This is a genomic window from Pseudomonas baetica (assembly GCF_019733355.1).
In the GTDB taxonomy this organism is placed as follows: domain Bacteria; phylum Pseudomonadota; class Gammaproteobacteria; order Pseudomonadales; family Pseudomonadaceae; genus Aquipseudomonas; species Aquipseudomonas baetica_A.
The window spans coordinates 23,982-44,115 of sequence record NZ_JAIHLQ010000039.1; the positions used below are offsets into that span (position 1 = coordinate 23,982).

Below are 20,134 nucleotides of genomic sequence, written 5' to 3' on the forward strand. Positions count from 1 at the left end.
ACCGATGGCTATCAGCATGACAGAAGCGGCTGCTCGACACGTGCGGCGCTCCCTCGACGGGCGCGGCAAAGGTGAAGGGATTCGTCTGGGTGTTCGCACCACAGGCTGTTCCGGCCTTGCCTACGTGCTGGAGTTTGTCGACGAGGTGGTTGCAGAGGATCAGGTGTTCGAAAGTCACGGTGAAAAAGTGATTATCGACCCGAAGAGCCTGGCCTACCTGGACGGCACCGAGCTCGATTTCGTCAAGGAAGGGTTGAACGAAGGCTTCAAGTTCAACAACCCCAACGTACGCGGTGAATGTGGCTGCGGCGAAAGCTTCAACATCTGAGGCTTGTCGTGGGTATTCCTTGTCATTTCGCTTTATTCGAGCTGCAACCGAGTTTCCGTCTGGATCTCGAGCAGTTGGCCACGCGCTATCGTGAGTTGGCGCGCGGCGTTCATCCTGACCGCTTTGCCGACGCTCCAGAGCGTGAGCAGCGGTCGGCTCTTGAGCAGTCTGCGCGTCTTAATGACGCTTATCAGACGCTCAAGAGCCCGGCCCAGCGTGCGCGCTACCTGCTGAACATCAGCGGGCATGAAGTGCCGATGGAGGTCACGGTCCACGACCCCGAGTTTCTTTTGCAGCAGATGCAATGGCGCGAAGAGCTCGAAGACCTTCAGGACAGCGCGGACCTGGATGGTGTCGCCGTATTCAAGCGTCGCCTGAAAGTGGCTCAGGAAGAACTCAATGAAAGCTTCGCAGCCTGTTGGGATGATGCCGCGCGACGTGAGCAGGCCGAACGCCTGATGCGGCGCATGCAGTTCCTCGACAAGCTCACCTACGAAGTGCGCCAGTTAGAAGAGCGCCTCGACGATTAACCCAGTGCCGCTCCGGTCGCACGCCTGATATACAGATAAGTCCTGATCACGATGGCCCTACTGCAGATCGCCGAACCCGGCCAAAGTCCTCAACCGCACCAGCGTCGTCTGGCTGTGGGGATCGACTTGGGCACTACCAATTCGCTGGTCGCTGCGTTGCGCAGTGGTCTCTCCGAGCCGCTGGCCGACGCTGACGGGCAGGTCATCCTGCCGTCCGCCGTGCGTTATCACGCCGATCGCGTCGAGGTCGGCGAGTCGGCCAAGCTGGCCGCCGCTTCCGATCCCTTGAACACCGTGCTGTCGGTCAAGCGCTTGATGGGTCGCGGTCTGTCCGACGTCAAGCAACTGGGCGAGCAACTGCCATATCGCTTTGTCGGCGGCGAATCGCACATGCCGTTCATCGATACCGTACAAGGCCCGAAAAGCCCGGTCGAGGTCTCGGCCGATATCCTCAAGGTGCTGCGTCAGCGTGCTGAAGCGACCTTGGGTGGCGAGTTGGTTGGTGCGGTGATCACCGTGCCAGCGTATTTCGATGATGCTCAGCGTCAGGCCACCAAGGATGCGGCGAAACTCGCCGGCCTCAATGTGCTGCGCCTGCTCAATGAGCCAACCGCAGCCGCTGTGGCTTACGGTCTGGATCAGCACGCCGAGGGCCTGGTCGCGATTTATGACTTGGGCGGCGGCACCTTCGATATTTCCATTTTGCGTCTGACCGGCGGTGTTTTCGAAGTCCTGGCCACCGGCGGCGACAGTGCGCTGGGCGGTGACGACTTCGATCACGCGATTGCCGGCTGGATCATCGAGAGTGCGGGTTTGTCCGCTGATCTCGATCCGGGCGCGCAACGTAATCTGCTGCAAACTGCTTGCGCAGCCAAAGAAGCCCTGACCGATGCGGCCAGCGTTGAAGTTGCCTACGGTGACTGGAAAGCGCAGCTGACTCGAGAGGCCTTTGATGCGCTGATCGAGCCGATGGTTGCTCGTAGCCTGAAAGCCTGCCGCCGTGCGGTTCGCGATTCCGGCATTGAGCTGGATGACGTACACGCCGTGGTCATGGTTGGCGGTTCGACCCGCGTTCCGCGCGTGCGTGAAGCCGTCGCCGAAGCGTTCGGTCGTCAGCCGTTGACTGAAATCGACCCGGATCAAGTGGTGGCCATTGGTGCTGCGATCCAGGCCGACACCCTGGCTGGCAACAAGCGCGATGGCGGCGAACTGCTGCTGCTCGACGTGATTCCGCTGTCTCTGGGGCTGGAAACCATGGGCGGCCTGATGGAGAAGGTAATCCCGCGCAACACCACCATCCCCGTCGCACGCGCCCAGGATTTCACCACTTATAAAGACGGCCAGTCGGCCATGGCGATCCATGTGCTGCAAGGAGAGCGTGAGCTGATCAGCGACTGCCGCTCCTTGGCGCGCTTCGAATTGCGCGGCATTCCGGCGATGGTGGCCGGTGCGGCGAAGATTCGCGTGACCTTCCAGGTCGATGCCGACGGACTGCTCAGCGTTTCTGCCCGTGAACTGGGGTCGGGCGTTGAAGCGAGCATTCAGGTCAAGCCGTCCTACGGTCTGACCGACGGCGAAATCGCCAAGATGCTCAAGGATTCGTTCCAGCACGCCAATGACGATAAGGTCGCCCGCGTTCTGCGCGAGCAGCAGGTGGATGCCCAGCGCCTGATCGAGGCGGTGCAGGGCGCTCTCGAGGTGGATGGCGAGCGTTTGCTCGACGCCGAAGAGCGCATGGTCATCGACCTGCAGGTGCAGGAACTGGCCGAACTGATGAAAGGTACTGATGGTTACGCCATCGAGCAGCAGACCAAGCGTCTGTCGCAAGTGACCGATGCTTTTGCTGCTCGCCGGATGGATTTGACGGTGAAAGCCGCTCTGTCGGGGCGCAACCTGAATGAAATCGAGGATATCTGATGCCGCAGGTCATTTTTCTGCCCCACGAGAAGTTCTGCCCTGAAGGCATGGTGGTCGAGGCTGCGCCCGGCACATCGATTCTCGAACTGGCCCATGAACACCATATCGAGATGGAAAGCGCCTGCGGCGGCGTCTGCGCCTGCACCACTTGCCACTGCATCATCCGCGAGGGTTTTGACTCGATGGAAGAGGCTGATGAGCTGGAAGAGGACTTCCTGGATCGTGCCTGGGGCCTGGAAGCGCAGTCGCGCCTTGCCTGTCAGGCTATCGTGGGTGAAGAAGACATCACCGTCGAGATTCCGAAATATTCGCTTAACCATGCGGCCGAAGCGCCGCACTGACTGGTAAGACTGTCATGAGCTACGGTTGGAATGATGTTCAACGCATTGCAGAAGAATTGGCCGAAGCCAAGCCGGATGTAGATCCGCTTTCTGTGAATTTCGTCGACCTGCAGCGATGGATCAAGGAACTGCCTGACTTCGACGACACCTCTGGCCGCGTCGGCGAGAAGGTGTTGGAAGCGGTTCAGGCGCTCTGGATCGAAGAAGTAGACTGATCGTCCTCGCAGGTTAGGCAATACCCAAGAACCCGCGTATAATTCGCGGGTTTAATTTTTCGCAAATTACCGTTTCTGGAGTTACACCATGGCTGTTCAACGTACTTTCTCCATCATCAAGCCTGACGCTGTTGCAAAAAACGTCATCGGCGAGATCACCACTCGTTTCGAAAAAGCAGGCCTGCGCGTTGTAGCTTCGAAACTGAAGCAACTGTCCAAAGCCGAAGCTGAAGGCTTCTACGCTGAGCACAGCGCTCGTGGTTTCTTCGGCGACCTGGTTGCTTTCATGATCTCCGGCCCGGTTGTTGTTCAGGTTCTGGAAGGCGAAAACGCTATCGCTCTGAACCGTGAGCTGATGGGCGCTACCAACCCTAAAGAAGCTGCTGCCGGTACCATCCGCGCTGACTTCGCTGATTCCATCGACGCCAACGCTGTTCACGGTTCGGACTCCGAAGCTGCAGCTGCTCGTGAAATCTCGTACTTCTTCGCAGCTACTGAAGTAACCACTCGCTAAGCATTGGCTTAAGAGTGAAGGTGAATCCATGACTACATCGACTGTAAAAACCAACCTGCTGGGTCTGACTCAACAGGAAATGGAAAAATTCTTCGACTCAATCGGGGAGAAGCGTTTCCGTGCCGGTCAGGTAATGAAATGGATTCACCACTTTGGCGTCGATGATTTCGACGCCATGACGAACGTCAGCAAGGCCTTGCGCGACAAGCTCAAGGCAATTGCTGAAGTCCGTGGTCCTGAAGTGGTCAGCGAGGACATTTCCAGCGACGGCACCCGTAAGTGGGTGGTGCGCGTGGCGTCCGGCAGCTGCGTCGAGACCGTGTACATTCCCCAGGGCAAACGCGGCACTCTGTGCGTTTCGTCCCAGGCAGGCTGTGCCCTGGATTGCAGTTTCTGCTCCACCGGCAAGCAAGGCTTCAACAGCAATCTCACCGCCGCCGAAGTGATCGGTCAGGTGTGGATTGCCAACAAATCTTTTGGCAGCGTCCCGGCAACCGTCGACCGTGCTATCACCAACGTGGTGATGATGGGCATGGGTGAGCCGCTGTTGAACTTCGACAACGTCGTGGCCGCCATGCATCTGATGATGGATGACCTTGGTTACGGGATCTCCAAGCGCCGCGTGACCCTGTCCACGTCGGGTGTGGTGCCGATGATCGATGAGCTGGCCAAGCACATCGACGTATCCCTGGCGTTGTCCCTGCACGCACCGAATGACGCATTGCGTAACCAATTGGTGCCGATCAACAAGAAATATCCGCTTAAGATGCTGCTCGAGTCGTGCCAGCGCTACATGTCCGCCCTTGGCGAGAAGCGTGTGCTGACCATCGAGTACACCTTGCTCAAGGACGTCAACGACAAGGTTGAACACGCCGTTGAAATGGTCGAGTTGCTGAAGAACATTCCGTGCAAGATCAACCTGATTCCGTTCAACCCGTTCCCGCATTCCGGGTACGAGCGGCCGAGCAACAACGCGATCCGTCGCTTCCAGGATCAGTTGCATCAGGCCGGTTTCAACGTCACCGTCCGCACCACCCGTGGTGAAGACATCGACGCCGCGTGTGGTCAATTGGTAGGGCAGGTGCTGGATCGCACCCGTCGCAGCGAACGTTACATCGCCGTGCGTGAGTTGAGCGCCGACAGCGATCTGGCACAGAACGCCGCGAACACTAACTAAGAGAGGATCTCTATGTCCCTGCGCTTTGCGCTGCTGTTGCTGTTGGCCAGCCTGTCTGCTGGTTGTGTCCTGTCGGGTGACTACAACCCGATGAAGACCAGCAAGGGCCGCGATGAAGCGCGGGCTGCCTACGTGCAACTCGGGCTGGGGTACTTGCAGCAAGGCATGAGCGAGCGGGCCAAAGTGCCGCTGAAAAAAGCACTGGAGCTCGACAGTTCGGATCCTGACGCCAATGCTGCCCTCGGGCTGGTATTTCAGGCCGAGATGGAGCCAAAACTGGCTGACGAGCACTTTCGCAAGGCCTTGTCCTCCCGTCCGGGTGATGCGCGAACGCTCAACAATTACGGCAGTTTTCTCTACGAAGAGCAGCGTTATAAGGAAGCCTACGAGCGTTTTGAACAGGCCGCCGCCGATACCCTGTATCCTGAGCGTTCGCGTGTGTTCGAGAACCTCGGCATGACGGCATCGAAGCTCGGTGAGCGTGACCTGGCGCAGCAGCAGCTGGAAAAGGCGCTGCGATTGAATCGTCAACAACCGCGCGCATTGCTGGAAATGGCTGAGTTGTCCTTCGAAGACAGGCATTATGTGCCCGCACGTGACTATTACGACCGTTTCAGCCTGCTTACCGATCAAAATGCACGTAGTCTATTGCTCGGCGTTCGGCTGGCGAAAGTGTTTGAAGATCGCGACAAGGCAGCCAGTTACGGCCTGCAATTAAAACGACTCTATCCCGGTACGCCGGAATATCAGCAATACCTGTCGGAGCAATGATGAAAGCGGCGCATCCCGAAATTGTAGCAGCGAATCGCGTTAACCCCGGTGAGACCCTGCGCCAGGCCCGCGAAAGCAATGGCTGGTCGCTGGCCGAAGTGGCCCTCAAGCTCAACCTCACTGTGACTTCCCTGAGCAATCTTGAAGCCGGCGCTTTCGACAAGCTGCCGGGGCATACCTTCGCACGCGGTTACATTCGCGCTTATGCCAAATTGCTCGGCATGGACCAGACCGTTCTGGTCCAGCAATTCGACCAGTCCACTGGCACCGACTCCCAAGGCAGTAACGTACACGCCCTTGGCCGTATCGAGGAGCCTGTTCGGGTTTCCCACACCATTTTGCGTATCGTCTGCCTGCTGTTGTTGATCGCGGTGATTGGCGGCGGTTTCGTCTGGTGGCAGGATCAGACATCGCTGCGAACCAAAGAATTGACCAGCCTGGCATCGGAGCACGTTGAAGTCGAAGGCGCCGACGGCACGACCCAGATACACCCGATAGACGAGCCGGAGGACCAGGCTGTTGCGCAAGGTCAGGCCGAGGGCGCCACTGCGCTGGCGCTACCGCAGTCGGAAACCACAGCCGAATCGACCGGCCCTGAAGGCGCCGCCCCTGCACCTGCTCCAGCCGAACCGGCCGCTCCCGCTCCCGCGCCAGTTGTTGCGACCCCGGCCCCCAGCGTACCGGCCACGCCAGCGCCGACGGTCACAGCACCGGTCGCCCTGGCAACGCCTGCACCGGCCCAGGAAGCGCCTGCACCCGTTGCCGGCGATGGTCAGGTGCAGTTGCAGTTCACCGGCGATTGCTGGGCACAAGTGACCGATGGTCGTGGCAAGGTTCTGTTCAGTGGTCTGAAACATAAAGGCGACAGCGTATCTGTTTCCGGCAAGCCGCCGCTTGCTGTGCGCCTGGGTGTTGCCCGCGCCGCGCAGGTCAGCTACAACGGCCAACCGGTCGATATCGCTCCGTTCACCAGTGGCGAGACTGCTCGCCTGAAGTTGGGTCAATAAGTCATGCACGGCGAATCACCAATCAAACGTCGCGTCTCGCGCAAGATCTGGGTCGGTAACGTACCGGTAGGCGGCGATGCGCCTATCGCTGTGCAGAGCATGACCAACAGCGACACCAATGATGTTGCCGCCACTGTTGCGCAGATCAACCGTCTTGAAGCTGCCGGCGTCGACATCGTCCGCGTCTCGGTGCCAGACATGGACGCTGCCGAGGCGTTCGGCAAGATCAAGCAACTGGTCAAGGTGCCACTGGTTGCCGACATCCACTTCGACTACAAGATCGCTTTACGCGTGGCAGAACTGGGTGTGGACTGCCTGCGTATCAACCCGGGCAATATCGGTCGTGAAGACCGCGTGCGTGCGGTGGTTGATGCCGCCCGTGACCGCGGGATCCCGATTCGCATCGGCGTTAACGCCGGTTCCCTGGAAAAAGACCTGCAAAAGAAATACGGCGAGCCCACCCCCGCTGCGCTGGTTGAATCCGCGCTGCGTCACGTCGAACACCTCGAACGCCTGAATTTCCAGGATTTCAAGGTCAGCGTGAAGGCCTCCGACGTGTTCATGGCTGTCGAAGCCTACCGCCTGCTTGCGAAAGAAATCGTTCAGCCACTGCACCTGGGTATCACCGAAGCGGGTGGATTGCGTTCGGGTACGGTGAAATCCGCCGTGGGCCTAGGTATGCTGCTCGCCGAGGGGATTGGCGATACTATCCGCATCTCGCTGGCGGCCGACCCGGTCGAGGAAGTGAAGGTCGGCTACGACATTCTCAAGTCTTTGCACCTGCGTTCCCGTGGAATCAACTTCATCGCCTGCCCGAGTTGCTCGCGGCAGAACTTCGATGTGGTCAAGACCATGAACGAGCTGGAAGGACGCCTTGAAGACCTGCTGGTGCCGCTGGATGTCGCGGTGATCGGTTGCGTGGTCAATGGCCCCGGCGAAGCCAAGGAAGCTCATATCGGCTTGACCGGCGGCACGCCAAACCTGATTTACATCGACGGCAAACCGTCGCAGAAACTGACGAATGACAATCTGGTGGATGAGCTGGAAAAGCTGATCCGCCAGAAAGCGGCCGAAAAGGTCGAAGCTGACGCTGCGGTTATCGCGCGCGGTTGAGCCTGACTGTAGAGCCGAACGAATTTAAGGATTTAAAGTGAGCAAGTCATTGCAAGCCATTCGTGGCATGAACGACATCCTGCCCGAACAGACCCCGCTGTGGCGTTATTTCGAGGGTACTGTTGCGCGTCTGCTGGATAACTACGGTTACAAGCAGATCCGCATGCCGATCGTCGAGTTCACCGAGCTGTTCAAGCGCTCGATCGGTGAAGTCACCGACATCGTTGAAAAAGAGATGTACACCTTCGAAGACCGCAACGGCGACTCCCTGACCTTGCGTCCGGAAGGTACCGCAGCGTGCGTGCGTGCAGTGCTCGAGCACGGCATCACCGGTGGCGGCCAAGTACAAAAACTCTGGTACATCGGCCCGATGTTCCGCCACGAACGTCCGCAGAAGGGGCGTTATCGCCAGTTCCATCAGATCGGTCTGGAGGTGTTCAACCTCGACGGTCCGGACATTGACGCCGAACTCATCATCATGACCTGGCGCCTTTGGGGCGAGTTGGGCATTCGTGACGCCGTCAAACTTGAACTCAACAGCCTGGGCACCAGCGAGTCCCGTGGTCGTTATCGTGAAGCGCTGGTCGAGTACCTCTCGGCGCACCACGACAAGCTCGACGAAGACAGCCAGCGTCGTTTGAAAACCAACCCGCTGCGGGTGCTCGACACCAAAAATGCCGACACTCAAGCCGTGTTGGTCGATGCGCCGAAAATGGCTGACTACCTGGACGACGAGTCCCGTGCCCACTTCGAAGGCCTGAAGGCCCGTCTGGACGCCGTCGGCATTCCTTACGTGCTCAACCCCAAGCTGGTTCGAGGCCTTGATTACTACAGCAAAACCGTTTTCGAATGGGTCACCGACAAGCTCGGCGCCCAAGGCACCGTGTGCGCGGGCGGCCGTTACGACGGTCTGGTTGAGCAGATGGGCGGCAAGCCGACCACAGGCGTTGGTTTCGCCATGGGCATCGAGCGTCTGGTGCTGATGCTCGAAACCCTGGAACAGATCCCGGAAGAAATCTCCCGTCAGGTCGACGTCTACCTCTGTGCCTTCGGTGAAGAGGCCGAGTTGGCCGCTCTGACCTTGGCCGAGCGTGTTCGCGATCAACTTCCAAACCTGCGTCTGCAAGTCAATGCCGGCGCCGGTAGCTTCAAAAGCCAGTTCAAGAAAGCCGACAAGAGCGGTGCACTGTACGCACTGATCCTGGGTGACGACGAAATGGCCCAGCAAGTGGTAGGTTTCAAACCCCTGCGTGGCCAGGGCGAACAACAAAGCATTGCCTGGGATGCGCTCGCCGCTCACCTGGCCACCTGCGTCGTGCAGGGTTGAAGCTGTCTAAACAGCCGATTTAGCGATTAAGGAGTATTGGGGTGTCGAGTACCGAAGACGAACAGTTGGCGGATTTGAAGGACTGGTGGACACGCAACGGCAAACCTCTGGTCACCGGCGGCCTGTTGGCGCTGGTCATCGTGTTCGGCTGGCAGGCTTATCACAAATATCAGAGCAACCAGTCGCAAGGCGCCTCGGTGCTCTATCAGCAACTGCTGGAGACCACACTGACGCCTGACGGCAAGCCTGATACTGCCCGCGTTGCGGATTTGGCCGGCAAGCTCAACAGTGAATTCGGCGGTACTGCCTACGCGCAGTACGGCAGCCTGTTCGTGGCCAAGGTTGCAGTCGACAGCGGCAAGCTCGATGACGCGGCGATGGAACTGAAAGCCATTGTCGACAAACCGGCCAACCCGGCGCTCGGCGAAATCGCCCGTCAGCGTCTGGCGCAAGTGCTGGGTGCGCAGAACAAGGCCGATGACGCTCTGAAACTGCTCGACGGCGATGCCGACAAAGCGTTTCTGGCCACTCGCGAAGAGCTCAAGGGCGACCTGCTGGTGCAGTTGGGCCGTACCGATGACGCGAACAAGGCGTATCAAAAAGCCAAGGCAGCACTGTCGGATGAAGCGGCAGTCGGTGGCCTTCAAATAAAACTCGACGACCTGGCCAAAGGGGATGCGTGACGTGATCCGTTGGAAGCATGCAGCATTGCTGGCTCTGGCCCTTCTGGCCGCGGGTTGCAGCAGCAACAGCAAAAAAGAATTGCCACCGGCTGAACTGACCGACTTCAAAGAAGAAGTGGTTCTGCAAAAGCAGTGGAGTCGTTCGATTGGTGATGGTCAGGGCGAAACCTACAACATGCTGGTGCCAGCGGTTGATGGTGACACCATCTACGCTGCCGATGTAACCGGCATCGTGATGGCCATGGATCGCAGCAACGGCGACGTGAAGTGGAAAAAAGATCTTGAACTGCCTGTCTCCGGCGCCGTAGGCGTTGGTTACGGTCTGGTTCTGGTTGGCACCCTGCAAGGCGAAGTCGTTGCTCTGGACACCGTCACCGGTGAAGAGAAGTGGCATGCTCGCGTGAACAGCGAAGTCCTCGCGCCGCCGGCCAACAACGGCGACGTGGTAGTGGTGCAGACTCAGGACGATCGTCTGGTCGGCCTGGATGCCTCCACCGGTACTCAACGCTGGGTGTATGACAGCACGCCGGCCGTACTGACGCTGCGTGGCACCAGTGCGCCGATCGTGACCAACCGCCTCGCGGTGGCTGGCTTGTCGACCGGTAAAGTGGTCGCTGTGGACATTTCCAACGGTGTGCCGGTCTGGGAACAACGGATCGCGATTCCACAGGGTCGTTCGGAACTGGAGCGCGTAGTCGACATCGACGGCGGTCTGCTGCTTTCCGGCGGTACGCTTTACGTTGCCAGCTATCAGGGTCGTGTTGCGGCACTGGATCTGGAGAGCGGTCGTCAACTATGGCAGCGCGATGCGTCGAGCTACGCCGGTATTGCGCAGGGTTTCGGCAGCGTCTATGTCAGCTTGGCATCGGGCACCGTTGAAGGCGTCGACGAACGTTCCACCACTGCATTGTGGAGCAACGATTCGCTGGCTCGCCGTCAACTGTCGGCGCCGGAAGTGTTCTCCAGCTACGTTGCAGTCGGCGACATGGAAGGTTACCTGCACCTGTTGAGTCAGGTGGACGGTCGATTCGTCGGCCGTGAGCGCATCGACAGCGACGGCCTTCGCGCCCGTCCGCTGGTGGTGGGCGACACGATTTATGTGTATGGCAACAGCGGCAAACTGGAAGCCCTGACCATCAAGTAACAACTATGCTTGGGGTTAACACACCCAGGCAGCTTCACTTGTGGGGGCGGGCTTGCTCGCGAAGAGCGTCAACGATGACGCGTACAGCCTGAATAAACGCGGTGCTGCTACGGTTTTTTCGCGGACAAGCCCGCTCCCACAGTGTTGCCCGAGCACCAGCCGCTGCCTCGCAGCGGCTTTTGTATTTTCTGAAATAACGAAGTGGAGAGCCGCATGGTTCCCGTAATCGCCCTGGTGGGCCGACCGAACGTCGGCAAATCCACCTTGTTCAACCGCCTGACCAGGACTCGTGACGCCATCGTCGGCGACTTGTCCGGTCTGACCCGTGATCGCCAGTACGGTGAGGCCAAGTGGCAAGGGCGTTCCTACATTCTGGTCGACACCGGTGGTATCTCCGGTGACGAGCACGGTATGGACGAAAAAATGGCCGAGCAGTCGCTGCTGGCCATTGAAGAAGCTGATGTTGTGCTGTTCCTGGTAGATGCCAAGGCCGGTTTTACCGCCGCCGACCAGATGATCGCCGAACACTTGCGCAAACGTAACAAGCGCTCCTACGTGGTTGCCAACAAGGTCGACAACATCGACCCGGAAATGGCCCGCGCTGAATTTGCTCCGTTGGGCATGGGCCACGCGATTCCGATCGCCGGTGCTCACGGCCGTGGCATCACTCAGATGCTGGAAATCGCCTTGGGTGATTTCCCGAGAGACGAGGAAGAGCCAGAAGACGGCGAAGAAGAGGTCGTTGCCGAAGGCGAGGAAGCCAAGCGCATTCCTGGCCCGAGCGAAAAAGACGGGATCAAGATCGCCATCATCGGCCGTCCGAACGTCGGCAAGTCGACTCTGGTCAACCGCATGCTCGGAGAAGACCGGGTAATCGTCTACGACCAACCCGGCACCACGCGCGACAGTATTTACATTCCGTTCGAGCGCAATGAAGAAAAGTACACGCTGATCGACACCGCCGGTGTGCGCAAGCGCGGCAAGATCCACGAAGAAGTCGAAAAATTCTCCGTGGTCAAAACCCTGCAGGCGATCAAAGACGCCAACGTGGTGATCTTCGTGATGGACGCGCGCGAAGGTGTGGTCGATCACGACCTCAACCTGCTGGGCTTCGCCATCGAGTCGGGTCGTGCGCTGGTGATCGCGATCAACAAGTGGGACGGCATGACGCCGAGCGAGCGCGACTTCGTGAAGGTCGAGCTGCAGCGTCGTCTGTTCTTCGTTGACTACGCCGACATCCACTTCATCTCGGCACTGCATGGCACTGGCGTGGGCAACCTCTACGCTTCCGTACAGAACTCGTTCAAGTCGGCGGTCACTCGCTGGCCGACCAACCGTCTGACCCAGATTCTGGAAGACGCGGTTGGCGAGCACGCGCCACCGATGGTCAACAACCGCCGGATCAAGCTGCGTTACGCTCACTTGGGTGGTGCCAACCCGCCGATCATCGTGATCCACGGTAACCAGATCGAGAAAGTACCGAAGTCGTATGTGCGCTATCTGGAGAACACTTACCGTCGTGTGCTGAAGCTGGTCGGTACGCCGATCCGCATCGAGTTCAAGGGCGGCGAGAACCCGTACGAAGGCAACAAAAACACGCTGACCGATCGCCAGGTCAACAGAAAGCGTCGGATGATGTCGCACACCAAGAAAGCCGACAAGAAGCGCCGCGACAAGAAGTGATGGAGATTGTCATTTGATCGTTCCCATGCTCCGCGTGGGAACGATCATTGAAAGAGAAGGGTGCCGTCCGGCGCCCTTTTTTTATGGGCGTCGTATGGGCTATCCTCGGGCTCTCCCGCGCCGTCGTCAGAGCCGGGGGCAGAGCAGGGAACCCCGATGATCACCAGCAAGCTGCCGAATGTCGGCATCACGATTTTCACGCAGATGTCTCAGCTCGCGGCGCAGACCGGCGCCATCAACCTGTCTCAGGGTTTTCCCGATTTCGACGGCCCGCAGGCTCTGCGCGAGGCGGTGGGTCGGCATATCGCCAGCGGCCATAACCAGTATTCGCCGATGACCGGCCTGGCGGCACTGCGCGAGCAGATCGCGGTGAAGATCGCCCGCAGTTATGGCGTGAACGTCGATGCCGACAATGAAGTGACAGTGACGCCGGGTGCAACCCAGGCGATTTTCTGTGCCATTCAGGCCGTTATCCACAGCGGCGACGAAGTCATCGTGTTTGATCCATGCTACGACAGCTACGAGCCCGCGACGCAGTTGGCCGGCGGTCGCTGTGTACATGTGCAATTGAGGTCGAACGATTTCTCCATTGATTTCGACAAGCTCGCCGCAGCCCTTAGCCCACGTACGCGGATGATCATCCTTAACACCCCGCACAATCCGAGCGGCGCCCTGATCAGTCGGGGTGAACTTGACCAATTGGCAGCGTTGATCCGTGATCGCGACATCTATTTGATCAGCGACGAAGTCTACGAACATCTGGTGTTCGACGGCACGCCACATGTCAGCGTGCTGGCCCATGAAGCGTTGTATCAGCGCGCCTTTGTGGTCAGTTCGTTTGGCAAAACCTACCACGTCACGGGCTGGAAAACCGGTTATGTCGTTGCGCCGCCCGCGCTGACCCTCGAATTGCGCAAGGTGCATCAGTACGTCAGTTTCTGCGGCGTGACGCCGTTGCAATACGCCTTGGCCGATTACATGGCGCAACACCCTGAGCACGTCGAAGAGCTGCCAGGTTTCTATCAGGCCAAGCGCGATCTGTTCTGTGATCTGCTGACGCCGTCGCGATTGAGCTTTACCCGTGTCACCGGCACCTATTTCCAACTGGTCGATTACTCGCAAATCCGTCCTGACCTCAACGACGTCGAGATGGCTGTGTGGATGACCCGCGAGCATGGCGTGGCGAGTATTCCGGTGTCAGTGTTCTACCAGAAGCCACCCGAAGGCCAGCGCCTGGTGCGCCTGTGCTTCGCCAAACGCGAGGAGACGCTGCGCGAAGCGGCGGCCAAACTATGCGCGATCTGAGTGCGTTACCCGATCTCAATCTGGCACTGATCCAGACAAGCCTGGCGTGGCATGACCGCCAGGCCAACTTCGAGCAATTCGACGTGTTACTGGAGCAGGCGCGTGGCGCGGACCTGATCATCCTGCCGGAAATGTTCACCACCGGCTTCTCCATGGAGTCCGAAACCCTCGCCGAAGCCGAGAATGGCCCGACCAGCAAATGGCTGCGGGTGCAGGCGGCCAAGCTCAATGCGGTGATCACCGGCAGCGTGATCGTTCAGGCCGCCGACGGTAGCCACCGCAATCGTTTGTTGTGGGCAAGGCCCGACGGCGAAGTCTGGCATTACGACAAGCGCCACCTGTTCCGCATGGCCGGCGAGCACAACCACTACACCCCCGGCGAACGTCAGGTGCAGTTCGAGCTCAAGGGCTGGAGGGTTCGACCGCTGATTTGCTACGACTTGCGCTTCCCGGTGTGGAGTCGTGACGCGCAGGACACCGATCTGCTGCTGTACACCGCTAATTGGCCGGGTGCACGGCGTTTGCACTGGAATCGCCTGCTGCCTGCACGAGCCATCGAAAACCTGTGCTACGTGGCGGCGGTCAATCGTGTGGGCACTGACGGCAAGGGGTTCGCGTATACCGGCGACAGTCAGGTGCTGGATTTTCAGGGCGAAACCTTGCTGGCGGCGGGGGAGGCTGACGGGGTGTTCATGGCCGTGCTGGAGGCTGCGCCATTGGCTGCTTACCGTGAGCGTTTCCCGGCGAATCTGGATGCCGATACCTTCGAGTTCACCTGATATTTGCGGTGCCTGACAGGCCGTCTTCGCGAGCAAGTCCGCTCCCACAGTTGACCGCGTTCCAATGGGGGAGCGGGCAGGCCAGATTGAGCAACACAAAACCATCAGGCAAAAAAAGGCCCCGGCGTTCGCACTCCGGGGCCTTTTGCGTTTCAGCGATGGCTTAAGCCGCTTTCGCTTCCGGCTGGCTCAGCGAACGGTTGAGTGCGCTGAACAGTGCCTTGAAGCTGGCCGTGGTGATGTTCTCATCGATACCCACGCCGTGCACCGCACGTTCGCCGTTCACGCGCAGCTCGATGTAGGCCGCCGCTTTGGCATTGGTGCCCGCGCCGATCGCGTGCTCGTTGTAGTCCATGATCTCCACCGGAATCGGCAGGCCAGCGACCAGTGCTTCCAGCGCACCATTGCCTTTGCCGCGCCAGTGCAGGTTGGTTTCGCCCTGACCTTGGCTTGCCACTTCCACTTCGACCGAGCTGTTGCCGTTTTCTTCCTGCAGGCGATGGCTGACCAGCGCGTAAGGCGTGTTGGCTTGCAGGTATTCGCTGATCAACAGCGAGTGGATCTGCTTGGCGGACATCTCCAGGCCCAGACGGTCGGTTTCACGCTGCACGACCTGGCTGAACTCGATCTGCATGCGACGTGGCAGGCTGATGCCATATTCCTGTTCCAGCAAATAAGCGATGCCGCCCTTGCCCGACTGGCTGTTGACGCGGATCACCGCCTCGTAGCTGCGGCCGATGTCGGCCGGATCGATTGGCAGGTATGGCACTTCCCACAGGGTGTCCGGTTTCTGCTGGCCGAAGCCCTTGCGGATGGCGTCCTGGTGCGAGCCAGAGAAGGCGGTGTGAACCAGGTCGCCAACGTACGGGTGGCGTGGGTGAACCTGGATCTGGTTGCATTCTTCGACGACTTTGCGCACGCCGTCGATGTCGGAGAAGTCCAGTTCAGGGTTGACGCCCTGGGTGTACAGGTTCAGTGCCACGGTGACGAGGTCGACGTTACCGGTGCGCTCGCCGTTGCCGAACAGGCAGCCTTCGACACGATCGGCGCCCGCCATCAGGCCCAACTCGGTCGCAGCCACGCCAGTGCCTCGGTCGTTGTGGGTGTGCAGGCTGATGATCACGCTGTCACGACGGTTGATGTTGCGGCCGAACCATTCGATCTGGTCGGCGTAGATGTTCGGGGTCGCGCATTCCACGGTGGCCGGCAGGTTGAGAATCATCTTGTGCTCGGGCGTCGGGTTCCAGACCTCGATCACCGCGTCACAGACTTCCTTGGCGAATTCCAGCTCAGTGGCGCTGAAGGTTTCCGGCGAGTATTCGAAGGTCCACTCGGTGTCCGGCTGCATCGCGGCGTATTTGACGAACAGCTTGGCGGCGTTGACCGCGATGGCCTTGATGCCGTCCTTGTCCTGATTGAAGACGATGCGACGGAAGGAAGGCGAGGTGGCGTTGTACAGGTGAACGATGGCTTTCTTCGCACCGCGCAGGGATTCGAACGTCCGCTCGATCAGGTCTTCACGACCTTGGGTCAGCACCTGAATAGTGGTGTCGTCCGGGATGTGGCCTTCTTCGATCAGGGTGCGCACGAAGTCGAAGTCGGTTTGCGAAGCGGCCGGGAAGGAGGCTTCGATTTCCTTTACGCCCACTTGAACGAGGGTTTTCCAGAAACGCAGCTTTTTCACCGCATCCATCGGCTCGATCAGCGACTGGTTGCCGTCACGCAGGTCGGAGCTGCACCAGATCGGCGCGGCGTCGATGGTTTTCGACGGCCAGGTGCGATCCGGCAGGTTGATGACAGGAAACGCACGGTACTTTGAAGACGGATCTTTGAGCATGCTCATCGGGAAATTCCTTATTGTCTGGGCCGAAAAGAGGCGGCCTGCCGGTGGAACGAATGTTCTTGGAAAAGCGTGGGACGAGGCGTAGCGATTCAGCCTCGCAGTCGTGCGCTGACGAGGCACAGGCTGCGGTGCTGGCGAAGCTGAATGAGGGTGTGAGAGGTTTTCATGCCCTCAACCCTAACCGCGGGTGGGAAGGATGGCAAGCAGTCGAAAAAAATTGAGAGGAATACTCGAAAAGTAGAGATTTGCACGATTTTATTGTGCGGTATGGCGGGAATCGTATGGATGTTTGCGCGAGGTTGGATACGGGCGCAATCGCTTTTCGATGGCAGTCACGATGCCTTCGCGAGCAAGCCCGCTCCTACATTGTCCGTGTCGCACACACACACCTCATGGACACCACCAACCTGTGTGGGAGCGGGCTTGCTCGCGAAGAGGCCAGCAGCCTCAGCGCATGACTCAAGGCTGGAACGCACCAATGAAAATCGCCGGATCGACCCGCGCATCATTCAGGCTGATATTCCAGTGCATGTGCGGCCCGGTCGCCCGGCCGGTCGAACCCACCTTGCCAACCACGCCACCACGGGCCAGTTGATCGCCAACCTTCACATCAATCTTCGACATATGGCAGAACATGCTGATAAAGCCCTGCCCATGGTCGACAAACACGGTGTTGCCGTTAAAGAAGTAGTTGCCGATCAGAATCACTTTGCCCGCCGCCGGGGTCTTGATCGGTGTGCCTGCCGGCACCGCAAAGTCGAGGCCGGCGTGGGGATTGCGTTCTTCACCATTAAAGAAACGGCGCACACCGAACTTACTCGACAGTGGCCCGTTGACCGGTTTGTCCAGCAGCAGATTGCTCGGCGTGTTCGGGCTAAAGCTGCGGTAAGCCTTGATCTGTTCGGCCAGTTCACCCTGGATGCGCTTGAGGTTGGCCGGGTTTGGATTGACCTGCTGAGTGTTCTTAAGAGTGATGCGTTGTTCCGGGTATTTCTTGTTACCCACGGTGAACGGCAGATTGCGTCCGCCGCTGCTGATCTGCTGCGCGCCGGGCTTGACCGTCAGCGGCACACCGACGATCGCCAGCCAATTGTTCTGTTCCTTCACGACCAGCACCGGTTTGCCCTGATAAGTAGCTCTAGGCGCTTGGCTCGATACGCCCAGATCAACCACGGCGACGCCGCCCGGCACCGGTTTGTTCAGCATCCGGGTGATGTAACTGTCGGCGTGGGCATTGAAAGTCAGGCACAGGAGCAACAGTGGAGCCAGAAAACGCGGCATGGATCAGTCCAGTAAAGAGAGGGTGACAGGCGTCAGATGATTGTCTTCGACGCGCACTTGCAGTTCGCCTTCGCCCAGTTTGGCTTTCAGGCGCTGACCGGTATGAGTTTGCGCAGCATTGCGAATCGCGTTGCCGCGTTCGTCGAGCAAAATGCTGTAGCCGCGGCCGAGGGTCGCCAATGGGCTGACCACGTGCAGTGTCTGCATTTGGCTGTGCAGTTGCAGGCGACGGCTTTTCAGGCCTTCACGCATCGCGCGCGGCAGACGTTCGGCGAGGCTATCGAGACGCTGGCGCAACATCGCCAGTTGCCGCCCCGGATGTTGCCCTGCGAGGCGGGTTTCCAGGCGGATCAGGCGTTCTCGACGGGTATTCAAGTTGCGCTCGAACGCCCGGCGCATGCGCATGTCCAGATCATCCAGGCGCTGAGCCTGCTGGCGCAGACGTTCACCTGGATGGCGCAAGCGGCGCGCCATGCCTTCCAGGCGCAGACGATCACGCATCAAACGGTCACGCATACGCATCACCAAGCGGCGATGCAGGCTTTCGACCTGACGGATCAGATGGCTTGAATCGGGGGCGAGCAATTCGGCGGCCGCGGACGGCGTCGGCGCCCGCACGTCGGCGACAAAGTCGCTGATCGACACGTCGGTTTCATGGCCGACCGCGCTGACGATCGGCGTCACGCAGGCGTCGACCGCACGGGCCACGGCTTCTTCGTTGAAGCACCAGAGGTCTTCCAGCGAACCACCGCCGCGAGCGAGGATCAGCGCGTCAAAACCCCGGGCATCGGCCATTTTCAAAGCACGGACAATCTGCGCGGTGGCTTCGCGGCCCTGCACGGCGGTGGGAATCAATGTCAGCTGGACTTGCGGCGCACGGCGGCGGAACACACTGATAATGTCGCGGATGACCGCGCCGGTCGGCGAACTGATAATGCCGATGCGTTGCGGATGCGCTGGCAGCGGCACTTTGCGTTCAGCGCTGAACAGGCCTTCGGCGCTGAGTTTTTCTTTCAGCGCATCGAAGGCCAGTCGCAGTGCACCGTCACCGGCCGGCTCAACCGTGTCGAGAATCAACTGATAGTCGCCACGGCCTTCGAACAGCGAGACCTTGCCGCGCACCTTGACTGCCAAGCCATCCTTCAACGCTTGACGCACCCGCGCCGCGTTCTGCCGGAACAGCGCGCAACGCACCTGCGCGCCACTGTCCTTGAGGGTGAAATAGATGTGGCCGGACGCCGGGCGGGCGAGGTTGGAAATTTCGCCTTCGACCCAGATATTGCTGAACACGTCTTCCAGCAACACCCGCGCGCGGCCGTTGAGCTGGCTGACAGTCAGGACTTCACGGTCCAGGCCGAGTCTTGCAAAGGGATCTTTAATCATGGGGCGCAGTTTAAAGGCATTCGCCTGAGAATCACCACACGCCCACTAGGCACTTGACCGGATTTTGTCAGGGCTTAAGCTGCCGGCCTTTAGGGCGCCCTCGCGGGCAAGCTCGCTCTCACAGGTTTCTCTGGTGTACACAAGATGTGTGAACGACGGAGGCCACGGTGGGAGCAGGCTTGAGCGCGAAGGCGTCAGACGCCACACCGCAGGCCTTTCCATGAATTCGCAAAGCATCATCGTCCCGAAAATCTCCACCCTGCCGGTCCACGAACCCCGGGCCAGGGCGATCGTGCGCTGGCTGGTGCGCAAGAACATCATCGAAGAAGCGTTGACCACCTGCGGTCGTACCGGCAATCGCATGGCTCACGCCATTGCCGACGGCGCCCGCGCCGTGGTGCTGCACCCCGAGGCGTTGCCATTCGGTGAGCCGATCAACGGGTTGGAGATCATCACCAAACGCTGTATCTACACCCCGGCCAAAGGCTTTCTCGAAGAAGCCGGTTGCGCCGAATGCCGCCGCGAAGTCGGCGAGGCGTTGTTCGAAAGTCTCGAAGACTGGATGCCGGCCCGCACCGACAACTTCACTTGCCCGGAATGCGGACATGAAGACGACATCAACGGCTTTCTGTATTTGCAGGAATGCGGGTTTTCCAACCTCGGATTCATCTTCAACAACTGGCTGGAAGCAGGGTTCAAGCAGAGCTTTATCGACGAGTTCGCCGATTGGCTGGATCTGCCGGTGAGCTGGGTGAAAGTCGAGTTGTAGGGGCGTCGATTCCCGTATATCAGC

The 20,134-nt window shown here is 59.5% G+C and carries 20 protein-coding genes; 17 read left to right on the forward strand and 3 right to left on the reverse strand.

What is annotated here, in order from left to right:
- The first annotated feature begins 4 nt into the window (after positions 1–4).
- From iscA to K5E40_RS27295, 16 genes are all read left to right on the forward strand, one after another.
- Positions 5–328 carry an iron-sulfur cluster assembly protein IscA gene (iscA, locus tag K5E40_RS27220; protein WP_003227904.1) on the forward strand — a complete coding sequence of 108 codons (324 nt, stop codon included), beginning with the start codon at positions 5–7 and terminating at the stop codon, positions 326–328.
- 8 nt (positions 329–336) lie between these two features.
- On the forward strand, positions 337–858 hold the full coding sequence (gene hscB / locus K5E40_RS27225; protein WP_221733372.1) for a co-chaperone HscB: 522 nt from the start codon (positions 337–339) through the stop codon (positions 856–858).
- Between the two features lie 51 nt (positions 859–909).
- On the forward strand, positions 910–2,775 hold the full coding sequence (hscA, locus tag K5E40_RS27230; RefSeq protein ID WP_221733373.1) for a Fe-S protein assembly chaperone HscA: 1,866 nt from the start codon (positions 910–912) through the stop codon (positions 2,773–2,775).
- Positions 2,775–3,116, forward strand: coding sequence for an ISC system 2Fe-2S type ferredoxin (gene fdx / locus K5E40_RS27235; protein WP_007916885.1), 342 nt, complete (start codon positions 2,775–2,777; stop codon positions 3,114–3,116). The genes hscA and fdx overlap by 1 nt, the downstream gene beginning before the upstream one ends.
- Before the next feature lie 14 nt (positions 3,117–3,130).
- Entirely contained in the window at positions 3,131–3,331 is a 201-nt protein-coding gene (iscX, locus tag K5E40_RS27240; RefSeq protein WP_095190531.1) for a Fe-S cluster assembly protein IscX, read from the forward strand.
- 88 nt (positions 3,332–3,419) lie between these two features.
- Positions 3,420–3,845: a nucleoside-diphosphate kinase gene (gene ndk / locus K5E40_RS27245; RefSeq protein WP_007916882.1), complete on the forward strand. Its 426-nt coding sequence runs from the start codon at positions 3,420–3,422 to the stop codon at positions 3,843–3,845.
- Positions 3,846–3,873: 28 nt separating this feature from the next.
- The gene (gene rlmN, locus K5E40_RS27250) at positions 3,874–5,022 is read left to right on the forward strand and encodes a 23S rRNA (adenine(2503)-C(2))-methyltransferase RlmN (RefSeq protein WP_221733374.1); all 1,149 of its coding nucleotides are present in this window, start codon (positions 3,874–3,876) and stop codon (positions 5,020–5,022) included.
- A gap of 12 nt (positions 5,023–5,034) precedes the next feature.
- Positions 5,035–5,793, forward strand: coding sequence for a type IV pilus biogenesis/stability protein PilW (pilW, locus tag K5E40_RS27255; protein ID WP_221733375.1), 759 nt, complete (start codon positions 5,035–5,037; stop codon positions 5,791–5,793).
- Positions 5,793–6,800: a RodZ family helix-turn-helix domain-containing protein gene (locus tag K5E40_RS27260; protein ID WP_221733376.1), complete on the forward strand. Its 1,008-nt coding sequence runs from the start codon at positions 5,793–5,795 to the stop codon at positions 6,798–6,800. Before pilW ends, K5E40_RS27260 begins: the two co-directional genes overlap by 1 nt.
- 3 nt (positions 6,801–6,803) lie before the next feature.
- The gene (gene ispG / locus K5E40_RS27265) at positions 6,804–7,913 is read left to right on the forward strand and encodes a flavodoxin-dependent (E)-4-hydroxy-3-methylbut-2-enyl-diphosphate synthase (RefSeq protein WP_003227888.1); all 1,110 of its coding nucleotides are present in this window, start codon (positions 6,804–6,806) and stop codon (positions 7,911–7,913) included.
- Between the two features lie 37 nt (positions 7,914–7,950).
- On the forward strand, positions 7,951–9,240 hold the full coding sequence (gene hisS / locus K5E40_RS27270; protein WP_221733377.1) for a histidine--tRNA ligase: 1,290 nt from the start codon (positions 7,951–7,953) through the stop codon (positions 9,238–9,240).
- Positions 9,241–9,281: 41 nt separating this feature from the next.
- A complete protein-coding gene (locus tag K5E40_RS27275; RefSeq protein ID WP_221733378.1) occupies positions 9,282–9,923 on the forward strand; it encodes a tetratricopeptide repeat protein in 642 nt (213 codons plus the stop codon).
- Positions 9,916–11,067 (forward strand): outer membrane protein assembly factor BamB, encoded by a 1,152-nt coding sequence (gene bamB / locus K5E40_RS27280; RefSeq protein ID WP_221733379.1) that lies wholly within the window; start codon positions 9,916–9,918, stop codon positions 11,065–11,067. The genes K5E40_RS27275 and bamB overlap by 8 nt, the downstream gene beginning before the upstream one ends.
- A 213-nt stretch (positions 11,068–11,280) precedes the next feature.
- Positions 11,281–12,750: a ribosome biogenesis GTPase Der gene (gene der, locus K5E40_RS27285; RefSeq protein WP_221733380.1), complete on the forward strand. Its 1,470-nt coding sequence runs from the start codon at positions 11,281–11,283 to the stop codon at positions 12,748–12,750.
- A 156-nt stretch (positions 12,751–12,906) separates the two neighbouring features.
- Positions 12,907–14,055, forward strand: coding sequence for a pyridoxal phosphate-dependent aminotransferase (locus K5E40_RS27290; protein WP_221733381.1), 1,149 nt, complete (start codon positions 12,907–12,909; stop codon positions 14,053–14,055).
- Positions 14,043–14,834, forward strand: coding sequence for an amidohydrolase (locus K5E40_RS27295; protein ID WP_221733382.1), 792 nt, complete (start codon positions 14,043–14,045; stop codon positions 14,832–14,834). Before K5E40_RS27290 ends, K5E40_RS27295 begins: the two co-directional genes overlap by 13 nt.
- A gap of 163 nt (positions 14,835–14,997) precedes the next feature.
- Here the strand turns inward: K5E40_RS27295 and leuA are convergent, their stop codons facing one another.
- The 3 genes from leuA to xseA form a co-directional block, all read right to left on the reverse strand.
- Complete coding sequence (leuA, locus tag K5E40_RS27300; RefSeq protein WP_221733383.1) at positions 14,998–16,677, reverse strand: 2-isopropylmalate synthase; 1,680 nt, start codon at positions 16,675–16,677, stop codon at positions 14,998–15,000.
- 459 nt (positions 16,678–17,136) lie between these two features.
- Positions 17,137–17,958 (reverse strand): M23 family metallopeptidase, encoded by an 822-nt coding sequence (locus K5E40_RS27305; protein WP_221733384.1) that lies wholly within the window; start codon positions 17,956–17,958, stop codon positions 17,137–17,139.
- Positions 17,959–17,961: 3 nt separating this feature from the next.
- On the reverse strand, positions 17,962–19,341 hold the full coding sequence (gene xseA / locus K5E40_RS27310) for an exodeoxyribonuclease VII large subunit (protein WP_221733385.1): 1,380 nt from the start codon (positions 19,339–19,341) through the stop codon (positions 17,962–17,964).
- A gap of 220 nt (positions 19,342–19,561) precedes the next feature.
- On the opposite strand from xseA, the gene K5E40_RS27315 reads away from it, so the two are divergent.
- Positions 19,562–20,110, forward strand: a complete 549-nt coding sequence (locus K5E40_RS27315; protein ID WP_221733386.1) for a sugar ABC transporter ATPase — start codon at positions 19,562–19,564, stop codon at positions 20,108–20,110.
- Positions 20,111–20,134 lie beyond the last annotated feature (24 nt).

What these genes read in the sequence shown, in the direction of transcription:
- iscA (WP_003227904.1), top strand. Translation starts at nt 5, where the DNA reads ATGGCTATCAGCATGACAGAAGCGGCTGCTCGACACGTGCGGCGCTCC.
- hscA (WP_221733373.1), top strand. Translation starts at nt 910, where the DNA reads ATGGCCCTACTGCAGATCGCCGAACCCGGCCAAAGTCCTCAACCGCAC.
- fdx (WP_007916885.1), top strand. Translation starts at nt 2,775, where the DNA reads ATGCCGCAGGTCATTTTTCTGCCCCACGAGAAGTTCTGCCCTGAAGGC.
- iscX (WP_095190531.1), top strand. Translation starts at nt 3,131, where the DNA reads ATGAGCTACGGTTGGAATGATGTTCAACGCATTGCAGAAGAATTGGCC.
- ndk (WP_007916882.1), top strand. Translation starts at nt 3,420, where the DNA reads ATGGCTGTTCAACGTACTTTCTCCATCATCAAGCCTGACGCTGTTGCA.
- rlmN (WP_221733374.1), top strand. Translation starts at nt 3,874, where the DNA reads ATGACTACATCGACTGTAAAAACCAACCTGCTGGGTCTGACTCAACAG.
- pilW (WP_221733375.1), top strand. Translation starts at nt 5,035, where the DNA reads ATGTCCCTGCGCTTTGCGCTGCTGTTGCTGTTGGCCAGCCTGTCTGCT.
- K5E40_RS27260 (WP_221733376.1), top strand. Translation starts at nt 5,793, where the DNA reads ATGAAAGCGGCGCATCCCGAAATTGTAGCAGCGAATCGCGTTAACCCC.
- ispG (WP_003227888.1), top strand. Translation starts at nt 6,804, where the DNA reads ATGCACGGCGAATCACCAATCAAACGTCGCGTCTCGCGCAAGATCTGG.
- bamB (WP_221733379.1), top strand. Translation starts at nt 9,916, where the DNA reads ATGCGTGACGTGATCCGTTGGAAGCATGCAGCATTGCTGGCTCTGGCC.
- der (WP_221733380.1), top strand. Translation starts at nt 11,281, where the DNA reads ATGGTTCCCGTAATCGCCCTGGTGGGCCGACCGAACGTCGGCAAATCC.
- K5E40_RS27290 (WP_221733381.1), top strand. Translation starts at nt 12,907, where the DNA reads ATGATCACCAGCAAGCTGCCGAATGTCGGCATCACGATTTTCACGCAG.
- K5E40_RS27295 (WP_221733382.1), top strand. Translation starts at nt 14,043, where the DNA reads ATGCGCGATCTGAGTGCGTTACCCGATCTCAATCTGGCACTGATCCAG.
- leuA (WP_221733383.1), bottom strand. Translation starts at nt 16,677, where the DNA reads ATGAGCATGCTCAAAGATCCGTCTTCAAAGTACCGTGCGTTTCCTGTC.
- K5E40_RS27305 (WP_221733384.1), bottom strand. Translation starts at nt 17,958, where the DNA reads ATGCCGCGTTTTCTGGCTCCACTGTTGCTCCTGTGCCTGACTTTCAAT.
- xseA (WP_221733385.1), bottom strand. Translation starts at nt 19,341, where the DNA reads ATGATTAAAGATCCCTTTGCAAGACTCGGCCTGGACCGTGAAGTCCTG.
- K5E40_RS27315 (WP_221733386.1), top strand. Translation starts at nt 19,562, where the DNA reads ATGAATTCGCAAAGCATCATCGTCCCGAAAATCTCCACCCTGCCGGTC.